This window comes from Cupriavidus sp. 05T42, from assembly GCF_056396345.1.
In genome coordinates this window covers 54,990-70,131 of sequence record NZ_JBFTLH010000020.1, presented here as the reverse complement: position 1 = coordinate 70,131, position 15,142 = coordinate 54,990, and the positions used below count along the sequence as shown (strand labels likewise).

The following is a 15,142-nucleotide window of genomic DNA, read 5'->3' as shown; positions in this document are numbered from 1 at the left end:
CTGCCGGCCCGTGCTGGATTACCAGCGCGTGTCGCGTTCCCAGGCCTTCAGTTCTTCCTCGGTGCGCTCCTTGGTGTAGCCATAGCGCTCCTGGATGCGGCCAGCGAGCTGGTCCCGCTTACCGTTGATGACCGTGAGGTCGTCGTCGGTGAGCTGGCCCCACTTCTCCTTGACCTTGCCCTTGGCCTGTTCCCACTTGCCTTCGATCTGGTCCCAATTCATGTACCACTCCTGTTGGCTATCCGACGGATTGGATTACTTGGCGTACTTGGCCTTCACGTTGGCCTGGCACTTGTCCTTGGCATCGCCGGACATCGCATCGCACTTTTCCTTGTCAGCCTTGTAGGCGGCGTCCACGGTGTCCTTCTTGGCGTCGGCGCGGGCTTCGGCCACATCGGTGCTGGTGCCCGTGGCGGCGGCCTTCTCAGTCTTGGCCGGGGCCAGGTTACGTTCGTGCGTGGCCTTGGCTTCCTTCACGCACACGTCCTTGTCGTTACCCTTCTTGTCGTCGCACATTTCCTTGGCGACGTCATAGTCACGGTCGGCCTTGGTCTTCATGGCCTTGGCGTGGGCTTTCTCGGTGCCGTCGCGCTTGGCTTCGGCATTGGCCTTGGCCACGTCACGGTCACGCTTGGCTTCGGCCTTGCAGACGTCCTTGGCGTTGGCCTTGAGGCCATCGCACTTGCTGCTGGCCGCCTTGTAGTCCGCATCCGCCTGCTTCGTGGCGGCGTCGTAGTCGGCTTTGGAGCCGGCCTGGGCGTAGGCGACGCCTGCCGGGGCGGCGAACATCATCGAACACATTGCTGCGGCAAGCCACTTTTTGGTCATCATGTCGTGCTCCTTTTCTTGGTGGATCCTTTGGACGGAACCCTGTTCTAGCCACACGCTGCATCAAACTCGCTGCGTCATGGCCACGCTGTACTTGCAGGTTACGTTTCCCCACCAGATCGAAGCAGAAGACCGCTGCTGAAATGTACGTAAGACAATTCCGACACTTCACATTTTTATTCAGTGGCGATGGAATAAAGTCGGGCATGGCGGGAATAAGCGCCCATGCCGTTCGTCTTACGCTGCAAGCGGTACAAGAACTTTTCCGGACACTCGCCATGAGCCAGACCCTGACCGACGACGCCCTGCGCGAAGTCATTCCGCGCCTGCGTCGCTTCGCCCTCACGCTGACCCGGCAGGAGGCGAGCGCCGACGACCTGGTGCAGGCGTGCCTGGAGCGCGCGCTGTCGCGCGGCGCCGCCCGCCACCACGACGGCGACCTGCGCGCATGGTTGTTCACAATCCTGTACCGCCAGTTCCTCGACGGCCAGCGCCGCGCCAAGCGCTACGCCGGCGTGCTGGCGCTGTTCGGCGTGGGTGACGATGCCGACATGGCGCCCTCCACCGAGGACGTGGTGCTGGCCCGCTCCGCGCTGCAAGCCTTCAACCACCTGCCGGCCGAGCAGCGTGCGCTGCTCACGCTGATCACCGTGGAGGGCCTGACCTACCAGGAAGCCGCCGATACGCTGGGCGTGGCCATCGGCACCATCATGTCCAGGCTGTCGCGCGCCCGCAAAGCCATGCGCGACATGACCGAAGGCCAACCCGCCCGTCCCACCGTCCAGGTCCTGAAATGACCATCCACAAGACGACCCAACACTCCCTGATGCCCGCCGACGCCGAACTCCACGCCTATGTGGATGGCGAACTCGACACTGCGCGCCGCGCCCAGATCGACGCGCTGCTGCCCACGCACCCGGACCTCGCCCGCCAGATCGACGCGATCCGGGCCGCCGCCCAGCAACTGCGCGCGAGCCTGCCGGAGCCCTCCCCGGCGGACACCCCGGCGCGGCTCGACCCCTTCCGCATCCGCCGCACCCTGCGCGACCGCGCGCAGCGCCGCATGGCCGTGGCCGCCTCGCTGGTGATGGCGCTCGGCATCGGCGGCGTGGGCGGCTGGCAGACCCGCGAACTCGCCATGCGCCAGAACTATCTGCCGATGGCCGACGCCGTGCAGGCCTACCGCATGTTCGCGGCCAGCGAGGGGCCGCAGGTGGTGGATGTGAGCGCGACCGATCCGCGCGCGCTCCAGTCCTGGCTCGACCGTCACTTCGTCCAGCCCGCCCCGCTGCCCGATTTCACCCAGTACGGCTTCCGGCCCGCCGGCGGGCGGCTGATGCCGACCGAGCAGGGCACGGCGGCGATGGTCCTGTACCGCAACGACCAGGGCCAGACCATCGTCTATTACGTACGGCCGCCGGGCAACCTGCTGCGCTTCGGCAACGGCAACCGGCAGGACGGCAACCTGCTGGCGCAGTACTGGCGGCAGGGCCGCTACTCCTATGCGGTGGTCAGCCCCACCGATACGCCGGTGACGCGCACGCTTCAGCAGGCGATCGAACCGTCACGCCGCGATGCCACCTAAATAGATAGCTCGATTCCCCGCTTGACGGGGCGCGCCATGCTCAATATTCTTTTTATGAACTTGTCGTTCATATTTGAACATTTCATTGAGCAACCGGCCGACGCGTAACGCATCGGCCACAAGACGGAGCGCCCCCATGGTTTCAGKAAAGATCGGCATCAACGGTGCCGGCATTGGCGGACTGGCCGCCGCCATCGCCCTGCGCAAGCTCGGCATGGATGTCGTGGTCTACGAGCAGGCGGCGCGGTTCGCACGTGTCGGCGCGGACATCAATCTCACGCCGAACGCGGTGCGCGCGCTGGACGGCCTGGGCGTGGGCGCCGCGCTGCGCGAAACGGCGGCCCGGCCCACGCACCGCATCAGCCGCACCTGGGACACCGGCGCGGAAACCTCCCGCCTCGCCATGTCGGACGAAGCCGAGCAGCGCTACGGTGCGCCGCAGCTCACCATGCACCGGGGCGACCTGATGGCCGCGCTGGAAGCCGCCGTGCCGGGCGCCTGCGTGCGGCTGGCGCATAAGGCCACCCACGTCGCGCCGAAGGACGGCGGGCGCGGCGCCACGCTGCGCTTCGCCAACGGCAATACCGAGGAGGTGGACGTGCTGATCGGCGCCGATGGCATCCACTCGATCGTCCGCACGGCCCTGCTGGGCGAGGAACACCCGATCTTCACCGGCGTGGTGGCCTACCGCGCCGTGGTGCCGGCGGAGAAGCTGGCCGGCGTGCCGAACCTCGGCGCCTTCACCAAGTGGTGGGGGCCCGAGCCGACCAGCCAGATCGTGACCTTCCCGCTCAATCGTGGCCGCGAGATCTTCGTGTTCGCCACCGTGGCGCAGGACAGCTGGCGCAACGAGTCCTGGACCACGCCGGGCCGGGTCGAGGACCTGCGCGCCGCCTACGCCGGCTTCCATCCCGATGCCCGCGCGCTGCTCGACGCCTGCGACGACGTGCTGATCTCCGCGCTGTACGTGCGCGACCCGCTGCCGTCCTGGTCGACCGGCCATATCGCGCTGATGGGCGATGCCTGCCATCCGATGATGCCGTTCATGGCGCAGGGCGCCGGCATGGCCATCGAGGACGGCGTGGTGCTGGCGCGCTGCCTGGCCGAGGCCAGCGACGACACCATCCCCGAGGCGCTGGCGCGCTACCAGGCGGCCCGCCATGACCGCACCAGCCGCATCCAGATCGGCTCGCGCGGCAACGAGTGGCTCAAGGCCGGCGGCAATGCGGACTGGGTGTACGATTACAACGCCTGGAACGTGGCGCTCGGCTGATCCTGCCTGCACCCGTTCCGTTTTTCTTTTCCACGTGCCGATGCCCAAGACCGCCGCGCCAGACGACTCCCTCGACAACCCCAATGCGTTCGATAGCGACGATGCCAGCGGCGCGTCGCAGGCGCTCGTGACCCCGGTCATGCGCGGCCTGCGGCTGCTGCGCTTCATTGCCGAAGGCGGCTCGACGGCCAATCTGAGCGAGGTGGGCCGGCGCATCGACGTGAACCGCGTGACGGTGATKCGCCTGCTGGCCACGCTGGAGCACGAGGGCATGGTCGAGCGGCTGCCGCAGGGCGGGCACACGGTGGGGTTCTCGTTCCTGAAGCTGGCGTCACGCGTGCTGGCGGCGAACGACCTCACCACCTTCGCGCGGCGCGTGCTGGCTCAGCTGAGCGGCTCACTGCAACTGTCGGCCTATCTGGCGGTACCGGACGGCGGCCACGTGCTCTACCTGCTGCGGGACATGCCCAACACCGGGCTGGTCAGCAACATCCAGGTCGGCAGCCGCGTGCCGGCGCACCTGACCACGCCGGGACGGATGCTGATTGCGCACCTGTCGCCCGAGGCGCTGCGCGAGCGGCTGGGCGATGACCCGCTGCCCACCGTGACCGGCCAGAGCCCCGCCACGCACGCCCGGCTGGCGGAGATCCTCGGCGCGGACCTGGAGCGCGGCTGCGCGTGGAGCTTCTCGGCCTTCGAGCCGGGCATCGACGCCTGCGCCGCGCCGGTGATGGATGCCACGGGCGACGTGATCGCCGCGATCAGCGTGGCCGGCCCGCAGCAGCGCTTCGAGGCGGACGGCACGCTGCGCGAACGGGTGGAAAAGGAAGTGAAAGCGGCAGCGAAGGACCTGTCGGCGCTGCTGGGGTATCGGGCGGGCAAGCGCTAAACGGCTTCGGGATACGCCGCCCCTCTCCCCCGGCCCCTCTCCCGCTAGCGGGCCACCGTCAAGCCTCCAGCTTCATCGGCATCGACCTGCGCCGGGCCTTGGTCGCCAAGTACAGCGCGTGCGCCACGGCGGGCGCCACCGGGCCGAGCGACACCTCGCCGCAGCCCTGCGGGGGCCGGTCGCTCGGCACGATCACCACGTCGACCTTCGGCATCTCCGCCAGTTGCAGCAGCGGATAGTCGTGGAAGTTGCTCTGCTGCACCACGCCCGCCTTGAACGTGATCTCGCTCTTGAGCGTGTTGGTCAGCGCAAAGCCGATGCCGCCCTCGATATTGGCGCGGATCAGGTTCGGGTTGATCGCCCGTCCGCACTCCACCGCACAGACCACGCGCCGCACCCGGAACGCCTTGCCGCTGCGCTCCAGCTCCAGCGCCATCGCCACATAGGTCTGGAATGCCTCGCCCCGCCCCGTGTAGAGGTTGAACGTGAACCCGCGCGACACCCCGGGCGCCGGCTTGCGGTCCCAGTTCGCCGCCTTGGCCGCCGCGTCCAGCACCCGCAGCGCCAGCGGGTTGTGCGCCAGCAGCGCGCGGCGGTAGCGGTACGGGTCCATGCCGGCCGCGTCGGCCATCTCGTTGACGAAGCTCTCCAGCATGAAGATGCTCGACGTGGAGCCCACGCTGCGCATGAAGCTGACCGGAATCGGCTGCTTCACGTCGATCATGTCGACCTTCAGGTTGGGCACGCGGTAGACGCAGTCGTAGAGCGCTTCCAGCATGGTCTCGTCCCAGCCGCCCTGCTTGGCCATGCGCTCGGCCTTGATCACGCCGTAGAGCGACTGGCCGGTCAGCCGGGCATGCAGCGCGCGCGGCAGGCCCTTGTCGTCGAGCACGGCGCGGAAGCGCCCCGACACCCCGGGCCGGTAGAAGCCATGGCGGATGTCGTCCTCGCGCGAGCGGATGACCTTGACCGGCTTGCCCACCGCCGCCGAGGCCCGCGCCGCGTGCACCACGAAGTCCGGCAGGAACTTGCGCCCGAAGCTGCCGCCAAGGAAGGTGGTGTGGACGATGATCGTCTCGGGCTTGCGCTGGTAGAGCTTGCCGAGCGCGTTGCGCACGAAGTCCTGGCCCTGGATCGGCCCCCAGACCTCGATGGCGTCCTCGCGCACGTGCACGGTGGCGTTCACCGACTCCATCGTGGCGTGGACGATGTACGGCGTGTGGTAATCGGCCTCGACGAGCTTGCCGCCGGCGGCCAGCACCGCGTCCGGGTCGCCCAGCTGCGTCGCCACCACGGCCTCGGGGGCGCCGAGCGCGGCCTGGCGCGCGGCCAGGATCTGGTCGCTGTCGAGCGACCTGGACGGGCCGGGATCGACCTCCAGCTCCAGCGCATCGGCGCCCTTCTTGGCGAGCCAGTAGCTCGTGGCGACCACGATGGCGGCGTCCGGCGCCTGCACCACGGCCTGCACGCCCGGCATGGCCTTGACGGCTTCGGCGTTGCGCAGGCCGGTGACCTTGCCCGTCACGGTGGGGGCGAACTTCAGCGCGCCGTACAGCATGCCCGGCACCTTCACGTCGATGCCGAATTCGGCGGACCCGTCGACCTTGGCCGGGGTGTCCAGCCGCTGCAGGTCCTTGCCGATCAACTGGTGCGCGGCTTCGTTCTTGAGGCGCGGCGTGGGGTTCAGCGGCAGCTTCGCCGCCTCTTCGGCCAGCTCGCCATAGCTGAACGAGCGGCCCGTGGCGCCGTGATAGACGCGACCCTTCTCCGTGTAGCACTGGCCCGGGCGCACTTGCAGGTGCTTGGCGGCGGTCATCACCAGTACCTCGCGCGCCTGCGCGCCGGCCACGCGCAGCCGCTGGTAGAACAGCGTGGCGGACATCGACGCGCCAACGAACTGCTGCGGCTCCTCGTACGCGGCGCCGGTGCGGTAGGCGTCCCGGCCGGTGACGAAGGTCACGGCCACCTGCTGCCAGTCGGCGTCCAGTTCATCGGCCAGCACCTGCGGCATGCCGGTATAGACGCCCTGCCCGCACTCGCACTGCGACAGCCMGAGCGTGATCTTGCCGTTCGGCTCGATCCAGATCCAGTMCGTGATCTCGTGCGTGCCGTGCGGGCCGCTGTCCACGGTGCGGGAGGCCAGCGCCGGCAGCGGAATGCAAAGCGCGCCGGCCAGCGCCATGCCGCCCTTCAGGAAGCCGCGCCGCGCGGGGCTGGCGATGGGGTTACTTTGCGGCAGCATGAACGGCCTCCCGGATGCGGTGGTAGGTGGCGCAACGGCACAGGTTGCTGACCGAGGCGTCGATCTCCTTGTCGGTGGGGTGCGGATTCTGCTTGAGCAGCGCCGTCACCGCCATGACCATGCCGGACTGGCAGTAGCCGCACTGCGGCACGTCCTTGGCGATCCACGCCTGCTGCACCTTGGACGAGCGGTCCGGCGAGAGCCCTTCGATGGTGGTGACCTTGCGGCCCGCCACGCTGGAGACCGGCGTCACGCACGACCGCTGCGCGTTGCCATCCACATGCACGGTGCAGGCGCCGCATGCGCCGATGCCGCAGCCGTACTTGGTGCCGGTCAGGCCGGCGTCATCGCGAATCACCCACAGCAGCGGCGTATCGCCGTCGCCGTCGAAGCGGGTCGCTTTTCCGTTCAACACAAAATCCATGATTGCCCTCGCTCGTGCAAGAAGTCACGCTGAAATGACGGCCGCAGGCCACCCTGCACGGCGCAGGGTGCGGCCAGGTACGACTGGGTTGGAAACTCGGGGAGGGGCGTCTGAGGGACGCCCGGAGGCTATTCCGCCGTGATGTGGTACGTGCGGATCAGCGTGGCCCACGCCGCGGTGTCGTCGCGGATGCGCGCGGCCAGGGCGTCGGGGGTGCTGGCCACGGGCTCGAGGCCCTGGCGCTTCAGGTCATCGCGCACGCTCGCGGTGGCGAACAGCGTGCGCACATCGGCGGCCAGCGCATCGGCCAGCGGCTGGGGCGTGGCGGACGGCACCAGCAGGGCGTACCAGGAACTGACGTCGATGCCGGGCATGCCCTGCTCGGCCAGCGACGGCACGTCCGGCGCCGCCGGAGAGCGCTTCGACTGGGTGACGGCCAGCGCGCGCAGCGCGCCGGACTGGATGAACGGCGCCAGCGTGGGCCACGTGCCGAACAGCACGGGCACCTGCCCGCCCACCACATCGGTCACGGCCTGGGTGGTGCCTTTGTAAGGGACATGAAGCATGGTCACGCCGGCCTTGTTGCGGAACAGCTCGCCGGCCAGATGCAGGCCGCTGCCGACGCCGGGACTGGCGTAGCCGAGCGGCGACTTCGCTTGATCCGCCTGCTTCGCCAGCGCGATCAGTTCCGGCACGGTGCGCGCCTTCACCGCCGGGTTCACAGCCAGCACGTTGGGCGAGCTGGCCAGCAGCGAGACGGGCCGGAAATCGCGCGTGACCTGATAGGACAGCGCGGGGAACAGCGTGGGGTTGATGGTCAGGTTGCCGGCCGGCACCACCAGCCAGGTGCAGCCATCGCCCGCCGCACGGCGCACCGCGTCGATGCCGATATTGCCGTTGGCGCCGGGCTTGTTGTCGACGACCATCGTGGCGGCCTTGCGGTGGGGTAGCTGCTGGAGCCCCTGCGACAGCGTGCGGGCAAGCTGGTCGGCCGGGCCGCCGGCCGGGAACGGCACCACGATCCGCACTGCGTGACAGGCCGGGGCGGCCTGTGCCATACCCGCTGCCCCCATCGCCACCATCGCCACCATCGCCACCATCGGCAGCACTGCCGCCATCCCCATCCACCGTGCTTTCCTCATGCCAGCCCCGTTCCTTCCGTGATTTCGCCATCCGCCGGGGCATCAGCCCGGCGTCATTCGTTGGCCACCCTGCCCTGCAGGGTCGGCCGGTAATCCAGCAGGCGCGACAGCTCCCCTGCCGCCTCGCGCACCTTCTCGACCATCGAATCGAGCAGCGCCGGATCGATCCGGGCTGCCGGGATGGTCGCCCCCAGCGCCGCCACCACGCGCGTGGTGCGGTCACGCACCGGCGCGGCGATGGTCGAGATGCTGGCCTCGAAGAAGCCTTCGTGCAGCACGTAGCCGCGCTGGCGGTCACGCTGCACCATCTCGTACAGCTCTTCCACGGTGCGCGGCGTGCTGTCCGAGTACACCTCCAGCCGTGGCTCCGGATACAGCTCCCGCAGCGCCTCCAGCGAGAGGTCTTCCAGCAGCACGCGTCCCAGCACCGTGGCATGCGCCGGCAGGCGGGTGCCCACGTTCACCGTGCTGGTGAACGGCCGCGCCGCCACCGACTTGGCCACGTACACGATCGACCGGCCATCCCGCACCACCAGGTTGCACGGGTAGTGGATGTCGTCGCGCAGGCGGTCCAGCAACGGCCGGCCCAGCTCGGTCAGCTCMAGCGAGGCCAGGTAGTCGAAGCCCAGCCGCAGCACCGCCATGCCGAGGCGGAACTCGCGCCCGCCGTCGGTCCGTTCCACGAAGCCCATCATCTCCAGCGTGGCCAGCAGCCGGAACACCGTCGAGCGCGGCACCTTCAGCCGCCGCGCCAGTTCCGCCGCCGACAGCGTGCGGTCCTTGCTGCTGAACTCGCCCAACAGCCTGAGCCCGCGTTCGAGCCCCGGCACGATGTACTTATCTTGTGTGTCCTGTACTTCCTGCTGCGTTTCCTGCTGCGTTTCCTCTCTGGGAAGGTCCTGGTTCATGGTCTCTCTCTGCGTAGCGTTCGGTCCTGCCGCCGGCTTTTCGCACTTCAGCCGGCTGGCAACGGATCCGTATAACATGCGGCGTCGCGCACAGCACGAGCCCCCGCACGTCTCCACTCCGAACCCTAGCAGATATGTTTTATCTATGAAACCCGGATTCACATCAGGAACGAATTCAGATTAGGGCGACTTTGTTGATGACTCAACTTAAGTTAATCCCGGATTGACATAGCCCTTGTGATCTGTCGTGTTTTGCTGCGTGGCACAAAGTTGCGGGCCCCGCCAGCTGTGAGACAATCGCCGCCGGTTTCCGGCCGTCTTGCGGCATCCCGCGACATTCCGCGGCATCCTTTCCCGCCTTCCACTTCGCCATGTCCAGCCCCACCTCCGCACACGAACAAGCCACTCCGGCCGCAGATCCCTGGTCCCAACTCGACGAGGCGGGCACAGGACTGACCGTCAACGACTTCCTGACGACGATGTTGAGCCAGCTAGTGACGGCGCTGCGCAGCAGCGTGACCGAGCCGTACGCCACGCAGTTCGAACTGACCGTGCCGGAATGGCGCATGCTGGCGCTGCTGGCGCATGGCAAGGAGCTGTCCTTCGCGGAGATGGTCAAGCAGTCCACCTCGGACAAGGCGCTGGTCAGCCGCACCCTGCGGCTGCTGGAGGACCGGGGGCTCGTCACACTGGAGTCGGAAGGCAGCACGCCGCGCCGGCGCCTGATCTGCCGCATCACGCCCGCTGGCGAGGCGCTCCATGCGCAGGTGATTCCGCTGGCGCAGCGCGGGCAGGCATCGGTGATCCGCCTGCTGACGCCCGAGGAGCGCCACGGGCTGTACACGGGCCTGCGCAAGCTGCACGGCATCTGCACCGGCGCCGGCCGCGACTGACCCCCTTCAGCGTTGCCGAGGCTAGGCCTCCAGCGCCTCCAGCACCTGACCCTTGGTCTCGATGCCGAGGAAGAACACCGTCACGGCGGCCACTAGCGGCACCACAGCCAGCCCGTAGAACGCCAGGCTCAGGTTGCCGCTGCCGATGGTGCTGGCGATCAGCCCCGGGGCGAAGATCGCCGAGATCTTGAGCCACGCGCCGCCCAGCCCGCAGCCCATGGCGCGGATGCTGGTGGGGTACAGCTCCGGCGTGTAGACATAGGCCGTGATGAAGCCGCAGGCCAGGAAGCCCATCGCCAGCGCGCAGAACGTGGCCACCACGTAGACCGTGGAGGCGTGGAACACGCCCGCCAGCACCAGCGACACCGCGCACAGCACGAAGGACACATTGATCACCGGCTTGCGGCCCACCTTGTCCACCACCATCGCGCAGATCAGCGACCCGACCACGCCCAGCACCGAGGCGCCCGCCGCGAGGTTCAGCGCCAGTTGCAGCGGCGCGTGGTAGACGGTCTTGTAGACCGTGGGCAGCCACGTCGACAGCCCGTACTGGATGAAACCGCAGGTCGCCCACAGCATCCACACAGCCAGCGTGCGGCCGATATAGACGCGGCCGACGAGGTCGCGCACGCGGCGGCGCGGGTGGCGGGCCGCCATGGCGTCGAACGCCGAGGTATCGCCCACTGGTGGTAGCGGCTGCTTGGCGCGGGCCTCGAAGGCGCTCAGCGCCGCGTCGGCCTCGCCCAGCCGGCCCTTCTCCGCCAGCCAGCGCGGCGACTCGGGAATCAGCTTGCGCAGCACGAAGAACAGCACGATCGGCACCCCGCCCAGGAAGTACATCACCTCCCAGCCGTAGCGCGGCACCAGGAAGGCGCCCATCGCGTTGGACACCATCAGCCCGATCGGGAACACCACCTCGTACAGCAGCACGAAGCGGCCCCGGCCATGCGCGCGGGTGACCTCGTTGATATAGGTGGCCGCCACCGGCAGTTCGCCGCCCAGCCCCAGCCCCTGGATGATGCGCAGCAGCGCGAAAATCTCGAACGACGGCGCGAAGCCGCAGGCAATGCTCATCAGGCCGATGATGCCCGCGCTCCAGCCCACCGAACGCAGCCGGCCAAAGCGCTCGGCCAGCGCCGGGAACAGCAGCGCGCCGACCAGCTGGCCCACCGAGGGCGCCGCGATCAGGAAGCCGATCTGGCCCGGCGTGAGCGACCAGTTGGCGATCAGCAGCGGCAGCGTGGCCGCGATGGCGATCACGTCGAAGCCGTCGAAGAAGGTGGCGAGGCCGATCAGCAGCCKGGCGCGGATATGCATCGCGTTGCCGGGCATCCGCTCGATACGGGCGATGATCTGGCCGCGCGTAACGGCGCGGGGGTTGGCCTGGGGGTGTGCGGGGGCCGTGGCGCTGGCTGATGCCGCGCCGTCTACGCTATCGATATACATCGGTGGGGGTTTCCTCGGCGGCTCAGAGATCCAGCACGAGCCGCTGGCCCTTGCATCCGGATACGCACACCATCATGGTGTTGTTGGCGGCGCGCTCGCTGTTGCTGAGCACGCTGTCGCGGTGGTCAGGGCAGCCGTCGAGCACGGCGGTCTCGCACGAGCCGCACACGCCTTCCCGGCAGCTGTACTCCATTGCCACGCCGGCTTCCAGCAGGGCATCGAGCAGCGACTTGCCGGACGGCACGCGCACGTTGGCGCCCGTGCGTTGCAGCGTGACGCTGTACTCGCCCTCCTGCACCGCCTCGGTGGCCGGGTCGGCGGCAAAGCGCTCGATGTGGACGTTGGCGTAGCCGTGGGCCGCGCAGGCCGCCTCGAAGGCGTTGAGCATCGGGCCGGGGCCGCAGCAGTAGAAGTGCGTGCCGGCCTCCTGCCCGGCCAGCATCGCCTGGAGGTCCGGCGGCGCGCCCTGCTCGTCATCGAAATGGAAGCGCACGGCGTCGCCATAGGCCGACAGGGTGTCGACGAAGGCCGCCTCCTCCCGCGAACGGGCGCAGTACACCAGCGTGAACGCCCGGCCAAGCTCGGCCAGCCGGCGCGCCATGCAGACGATGGGCGTGACGCCAATGCCGCCGGCCACCAGCACCGTGTGCGCGGCGTCCTCGTCCAGCGCGAAGTGGTTGCGCGGCGTCGMCACGGTGAGCGTGCTGCCCACGCGCAGCTGCTCGTGCACGAAGCGCGAGCCGCCCCGGCTGTTGCGGTCCTGCAGCACGCCCACGGTGTAGCGGTCGCGCGCCTCGGGCGCACCGCACAGCGAATAGCTGCGCACCAGGCCGTTGGCCAGGTGGAGGTCGATATGCGCGCCCGGGCTGAACTCGGGCAAGGTGGCGCCGCTGGGGTCGCGCAGCTCGATGCTGACCACACCGCGCGCCTCGAACCGCATGGCCTGCACGCGCATCGTCAGGGATTGACTGGCACTCATGACTGCTTCCTTCTCAATGCTTGCCTCGCCAGAGGCAACAGCGACTTCAACACCGATTCAACGCTTTTCCGTGAGGAACTTGCCCTGCGGGCCGCCGGCGTTCTTCTGCCGGCGCGTATTGCCGTCGATGCCACCCTCGATGGCCCATTCGGCGAACACGGTCGGGCCCGGCTCGAACGCGCGCGGCTCCCAGTGGGCGTCGAGCTGGTCCTCGTCGGCGTAGTACTCGATCAGGCCGCCGGCCGGATTCTTGAAGTACCAGAAGTAGGCGGACGAGATCGGGTGGCGGCCCGGGCCGAGCTGGGTGTCCCAGCCCGTGCGGGACATGTGCATGCCGCCGCCGAAGACCTCGTGGATGTCCCGCACCGTGAAGGCGACGTGGTTCAGGCCGCGCTTGGGCTGCGGCAGCTGCAGCAGGAACAGGTCGTGGTGGCCGCCCTCGGCCGCGCAGCGCAGGAAGGCGCCGCGCTCCGGATAGTTGTCCGACTGCACGAAGCCGAACTTCTCCACATAGAAGCGCTCGGTGGCCTTCACGTCCGTGACGAAGAACACCACGTGGCCCACCTCGATCGGCGCGGCGCGCTCGTAGACCGGGCTGCGCTGGTTCAGGCGCGGCTTTTCGTTCCACGTGTTCATCACCGCGCATTCCACCTCCACCTCGCGCTTGCGCGAGACCTGGAAGCGCACGGCCAGCCCGTTCGGGTCGGTGCAGCCCACGCGCGCGCCGTCCTGCTGGCGCACGAAGGTCGGCTCGGCGCCGATGGCGTCGGCAATCGCCTCCAGCGACGCCTGGTCCGCCACGCCCCACACCACCTCGCGCAGCGTGGGGCCGTCCTCGATGGCCGGCGCCAGCGCCGGATCGGCGATCTTGCGCACCAGCACGCGGCAGCCGTTCAGCGTTTCGAAGTCCAGCGCCTCGGCGTCGTCGCGCTTGACCGTGAGGCCCCAGTCGCTGAAGAAGCCTCGGCACGCGTCGAAGTCGTCGGCGCCGTAGGTGATTTCGTCGATTCCCAATACCTTCATCTTGCTTCTCCGTCCTGCCGGTTGATACCCGGGCTCAGTTGGCCCACGGCAGCGGTTGTTCGTTCAGGCCCCAGTACACGGCCTTCTGTTCCATGTATTGCAGGATGCCCAGTCGTCCCTTCTCGCGGCCCAGGCCGCTGTCCCGCCAGCCGCCGAACGGCGTCGAGATCGAGAACTGCTTGTAGGTGTTGATCCACACGTTCCCGGCTTGCACGGATCGTGCCACCCGCCAGGCGCGCTTGTAGTCGCGCGTCCAGATGCCGGCGGCCAGGGCGTAGATGCTGTCGTTGGCCTGGGCGATCAGGTCGTCCTCGTCGTCGAACGGCATCGCCACCAGCACCGGCCCGAAGATCTCCTCCTGGCAGATGCGCGCGTGGTTATCGAGCCCTTCGATGATGGTCGGCATGTAGAAGTAGCCGTTGGCCAGCCCCGCCACGTCCGGGCGCATGCCGCCCGTGCGCAGCTGGCCGCCGTCTTCCACGCCCATCGCCACGTAGGACTCGATACTGTCGCGGTGCCGGTCGGTGATCAGCGGGCCCATCTGGGTGCGTTCGTCGGCCGGATCGCCCACGCGCAGCCTGGCGGCGGCGGCGGCCAGACGGTCCATGAACGGCTCGTACTGCGCGCGTGCCACGAACAGGCGCGAGCCGGCGATGCACGATTCGCCCGACGAACTGAAGATGCCGTACAGCACGCCGTTCACCGCGTGGTCCAGGTCGGCGTCGTCGAAAATCATGGTCGGCGACTTGCCGCCCAGTTCCAGCGACACCGGCATCATCTTGTCCGCGGCGATGTGGGCGATGTGCTTGCCCGTGGTGGTGCCGCCCGTGAACGACACGCGGCGCACCAGCGGATGCTTGGTGATGGCGTCGCCGATCACCGAGCCCTTGCCCGGCAGCACGCTGATCAGGCCCCGGGGCACGCCAGCTTCCTCGCAGATCGCGGCCAGTTMCAGCGCCATCAGCGGCGTTACCTCGGCCGGCTTGACCACCACGGCGTTGCCGGCGGCCAGCGCGGGCGCCATCTTCTGTGCCTCGCTGGCAATCGGCGAATTCCACGGCGTGATGGCGGCCACCACGCCCATCGGCTCGTAGACGCTCATGGTCAGGCAGTCCCCCCGCTGCGGCGTGATGGATTCCTCCATGGTTTCGCAGGCGGCGGCGAAGAACTGGAACGTGCCGGCGGCGCTGGCGACGAGCGCACGCGTCTCGCTGATCGGCTTGCCATTGTCCAGGCGCTGGCGCTGGGCCAGCGGCTCGGCGCGCGCGCGGATCATCTCGGCCACGCGGTACAGCACGGCGGCGCGCTCATGCGGCTTGCGCTGCGCCCAGCCGCTGGTCAGGAAGGCGCGATGGGCGCCCTGCACGGCTTCTTCCACATCGGCCAGGCTGGCCGCGTTCAGTTCGGCCACGACTTCGCCGGTGGCGGGGTAGCGCGTGGCGTAGCGGTCGCCCGAACCCAGGCGCCAGGCGCCGGCGATGCAGATCGGGAGGACTTGTTGTGTGCTCAT

General features: G+C 68.7%; 15 protein-coding genes. 5 read left to right on the top strand and 10 right to left on the bottom strand.

Annotation, left to right across the window (positions count from 1 at the left end; genetic code table 11):
* Positions 1-18 precede the first annotated feature (18 nt).
* Positions 19-222, bottom strand: coding sequence for a CsbD family protein (locus AC1EJR_RS22450; protein ID WP_092293408.1), 204 nt, complete (start codon positions 220-222; stop codon positions 19-21).
* 33 nt (positions 223-255) lie between these two features.
* Positions 256-828, bottom strand: a complete 573-nt coding sequence (locus AC1EJR_RS22445) for a hypothetical protein (protein ID WP_092294329.1) — start codon at positions 826-828, stop codon at positions 256-258.
* Positions 829-1,106: 278 nt separating this feature from the next.
* Here AC1EJR_RS22445 and AC1EJR_RS22440 point away from each other — a divergent pair, with 278 nt between their 5' ends.
* The 4 genes from AC1EJR_RS22440 (at position 1,107) to AC1EJR_RS22425 (ending at position 4,575) form a co-directional block, all read left to right on the top strand.
* Positions 1,107-1,625, top strand: coding sequence for a sigma-70 family RNA polymerase sigma factor (locus tag AC1EJR_RS22440; protein ID WP_441593667.1), 519 nt, complete (start codon positions 1,107-1,109; stop codon positions 1,623-1,625).
* Positions 1,622-2,413 (top strand): anti-sigma factor family protein, encoded by a 792-nt coding sequence (locus AC1EJR_RS22435; RefSeq protein WP_092293412.1) that lies wholly within the window; start codon positions 1,622-1,624, stop codon positions 2,411-2,413. The genes AC1EJR_RS22440 and AC1EJR_RS22435 overlap by 4 nt, the downstream gene beginning before the upstream one ends.
* 136 nt (positions 2,414-2,549) lie before the next feature.
* Positions 2,550-3,686 (top strand): FAD-dependent monooxygenase, encoded by a 1,137-nt coding sequence (locus AC1EJR_RS22430; RefSeq protein ID WP_477147566.1) that lies wholly within the window; start codon positions 2,550-2,552, stop codon positions 3,684-3,686.
* A 40-nt stretch (positions 3,687-3,726) separates the two neighbouring features.
* Positions 3,727-4,575, top strand: a complete 849-nt coding sequence (locus AC1EJR_RS22425; RefSeq protein ID WP_477147565.1) for an IclR family transcriptional regulator — start codon at positions 3,727-3,729, stop codon at positions 4,573-4,575.
* Between the two features lie 58 nt (positions 4,576-4,633).
* Here the strand turns inward: AC1EJR_RS22425 and AC1EJR_RS22420 are convergent, their stop codons facing one another.
* The 4 genes from AC1EJR_RS22420 to AC1EJR_RS22405 form a co-directional block, all read right to left on the bottom strand.
* Positions 4,634-6,817 carry a xanthine dehydrogenase family protein molybdopterin-binding subunit gene (locus tag AC1EJR_RS22420; protein WP_477147564.1) on the bottom strand — a complete coding sequence of 728 codons (2,184 nt, stop codon included), beginning with the start codon at positions 6,815-6,817 and terminating at the stop codon, positions 4,634-4,636.
* On the bottom strand, positions 6,801-7,241 hold the full coding sequence (locus AC1EJR_RS22415) for a (2Fe-2S)-binding protein (RefSeq protein WP_092293420.1): 441 nt from the start codon (positions 7,239-7,241) through the stop codon (positions 6,801-6,803). Before AC1EJR_RS22415 ends, AC1EJR_RS22420 begins: the two co-directional genes overlap by 17 nt.
* 128 nt (positions 7,242-7,369) lie before the next feature.
* Entirely contained in the window at positions 7,370-8,383 is a 1,014-nt protein-coding gene (locus AC1EJR_RS22410; protein ID WP_441593663.1) for a tripartite tricarboxylate transporter substrate binding protein, read from the bottom strand.
* A 53-nt stretch (positions 8,384-8,436) separates the two neighbouring features.
* Complete coding sequence (locus AC1EJR_RS22405) at positions 8,437-9,291, bottom strand: IclR family transcriptional regulator (protein ID WP_092293424.1); 855 nt, start codon at positions 9,289-9,291, stop codon at positions 8,437-8,439.
* Positions 9,292-9,662: 371 nt separating this feature from the next.
* On the opposite strand from AC1EJR_RS22405, the gene AC1EJR_RS22400 reads away from it, so the two are divergent.
* Positions 9,663-10,184, top strand: coding sequence for a MarR family winged helix-turn-helix transcriptional regulator (locus AC1EJR_RS22400; protein WP_092293426.1), 522 nt, complete (start codon positions 9,663-9,665; stop codon positions 10,182-10,184).
* 21 nt (positions 10,185-10,205) lie between these two features.
* Here AC1EJR_RS22400 and AC1EJR_RS22395 read toward each other — a convergent pair whose 3' ends face one another.
* The 4 genes from AC1EJR_RS22395 to AC1EJR_RS22380 are packed head-to-tail and all read right to left on the bottom strand — an operon-like array spanning position 10,206 to position 15,142.
* A complete protein-coding gene (locus AC1EJR_RS22395; RefSeq protein ID WP_177219894.1) occupies positions 10,206-11,630 on the bottom strand; it encodes an MFS transporter in 1,425 nt (474 codons plus the stop codon).
* Positions 11,631-11,652: 22 nt separating this feature from the next.
* The gene (locus AC1EJR_RS22390) at positions 11,653-12,609 is read right to left on the bottom strand and encodes a PDR/VanB family oxidoreductase (RefSeq protein ID WP_477147563.1); all 957 of its coding nucleotides are present in this window, start codon (positions 12,607-12,609) and stop codon (positions 11,653-11,655) included.
* Positions 12,610-12,666: 57 nt separating this feature from the next.
* A complete protein-coding gene (locus tag AC1EJR_RS22385) occupies positions 12,667-13,632 on the bottom strand; it encodes a VOC family protein (protein WP_092293431.1) in 966 nt (321 codons plus the stop codon).
* A gap of 34 nt (positions 13,633-13,666) precedes the next feature.
* Positions 13,667-15,142 (bottom strand): aldehyde dehydrogenase, encoded by a 1,476-nt coding sequence (locus AC1EJR_RS22380; RefSeq protein WP_477147562.1) that lies wholly within the window; start codon positions 15,140-15,142, stop codon positions 13,667-13,669.

What these genes read in the sequence shown, in the direction of transcription:
- AC1EJR_RS22440 (WP_441593667.1), top strand. Translation starts at nt 1,107, where the DNA reads ATGAGCCAGACCCTGACCGACGACGCCCTGCGCGAAGTCATTCCGCGC.
- AC1EJR_RS22410 (WP_441593663.1), bottom strand. Translation starts at nt 8,383, where the DNA reads ATGAGGAAAGCACGGTGGATGGGGATGGCGGCAGTGCTGCCGATGGTG.
- AC1EJR_RS22450 (WP_092293408.1), bottom strand. Translation starts at nt 222, where the DNA reads ATGAATTGGGACCAGATCGAAGGCAAGTGGGAACAGGCCAAGGGCAAG.
- AC1EJR_RS22400 (WP_092293426.1), top strand. Translation starts at nt 9,663, where the DNA reads ATGTCCAGCCCCACCTCCGCACACGAACAAGCCACTCCGGCCGCAGAT.
- AC1EJR_RS22445 (WP_092294329.1), bottom strand. Translation starts at nt 828, where the DNA reads ATGACCAAAAAGTGGCTTGCCGCAGCAATGTGTTCGATGATGTTCGCC.
- AC1EJR_RS22435 (WP_092293412.1), top strand. Translation starts at nt 1,622, where the DNA reads ATGACCATCCACAAGACGACCCAACACTCCCTGATGCCCGCCGACGCC.
- AC1EJR_RS22385 (WP_092293431.1), bottom strand. Translation starts at nt 13,632, where the DNA reads ATGAAGGTATTGGGAATCGACGAAATCACCTACGGCGCCGACGACTTC.
- AC1EJR_RS22415 (WP_092293420.1), bottom strand. Translation starts at nt 7,241, where the DNA reads ATGGATTTTGTGTTGAACGGAAAAGCGACCCGCTTCGACGGCGACGGC.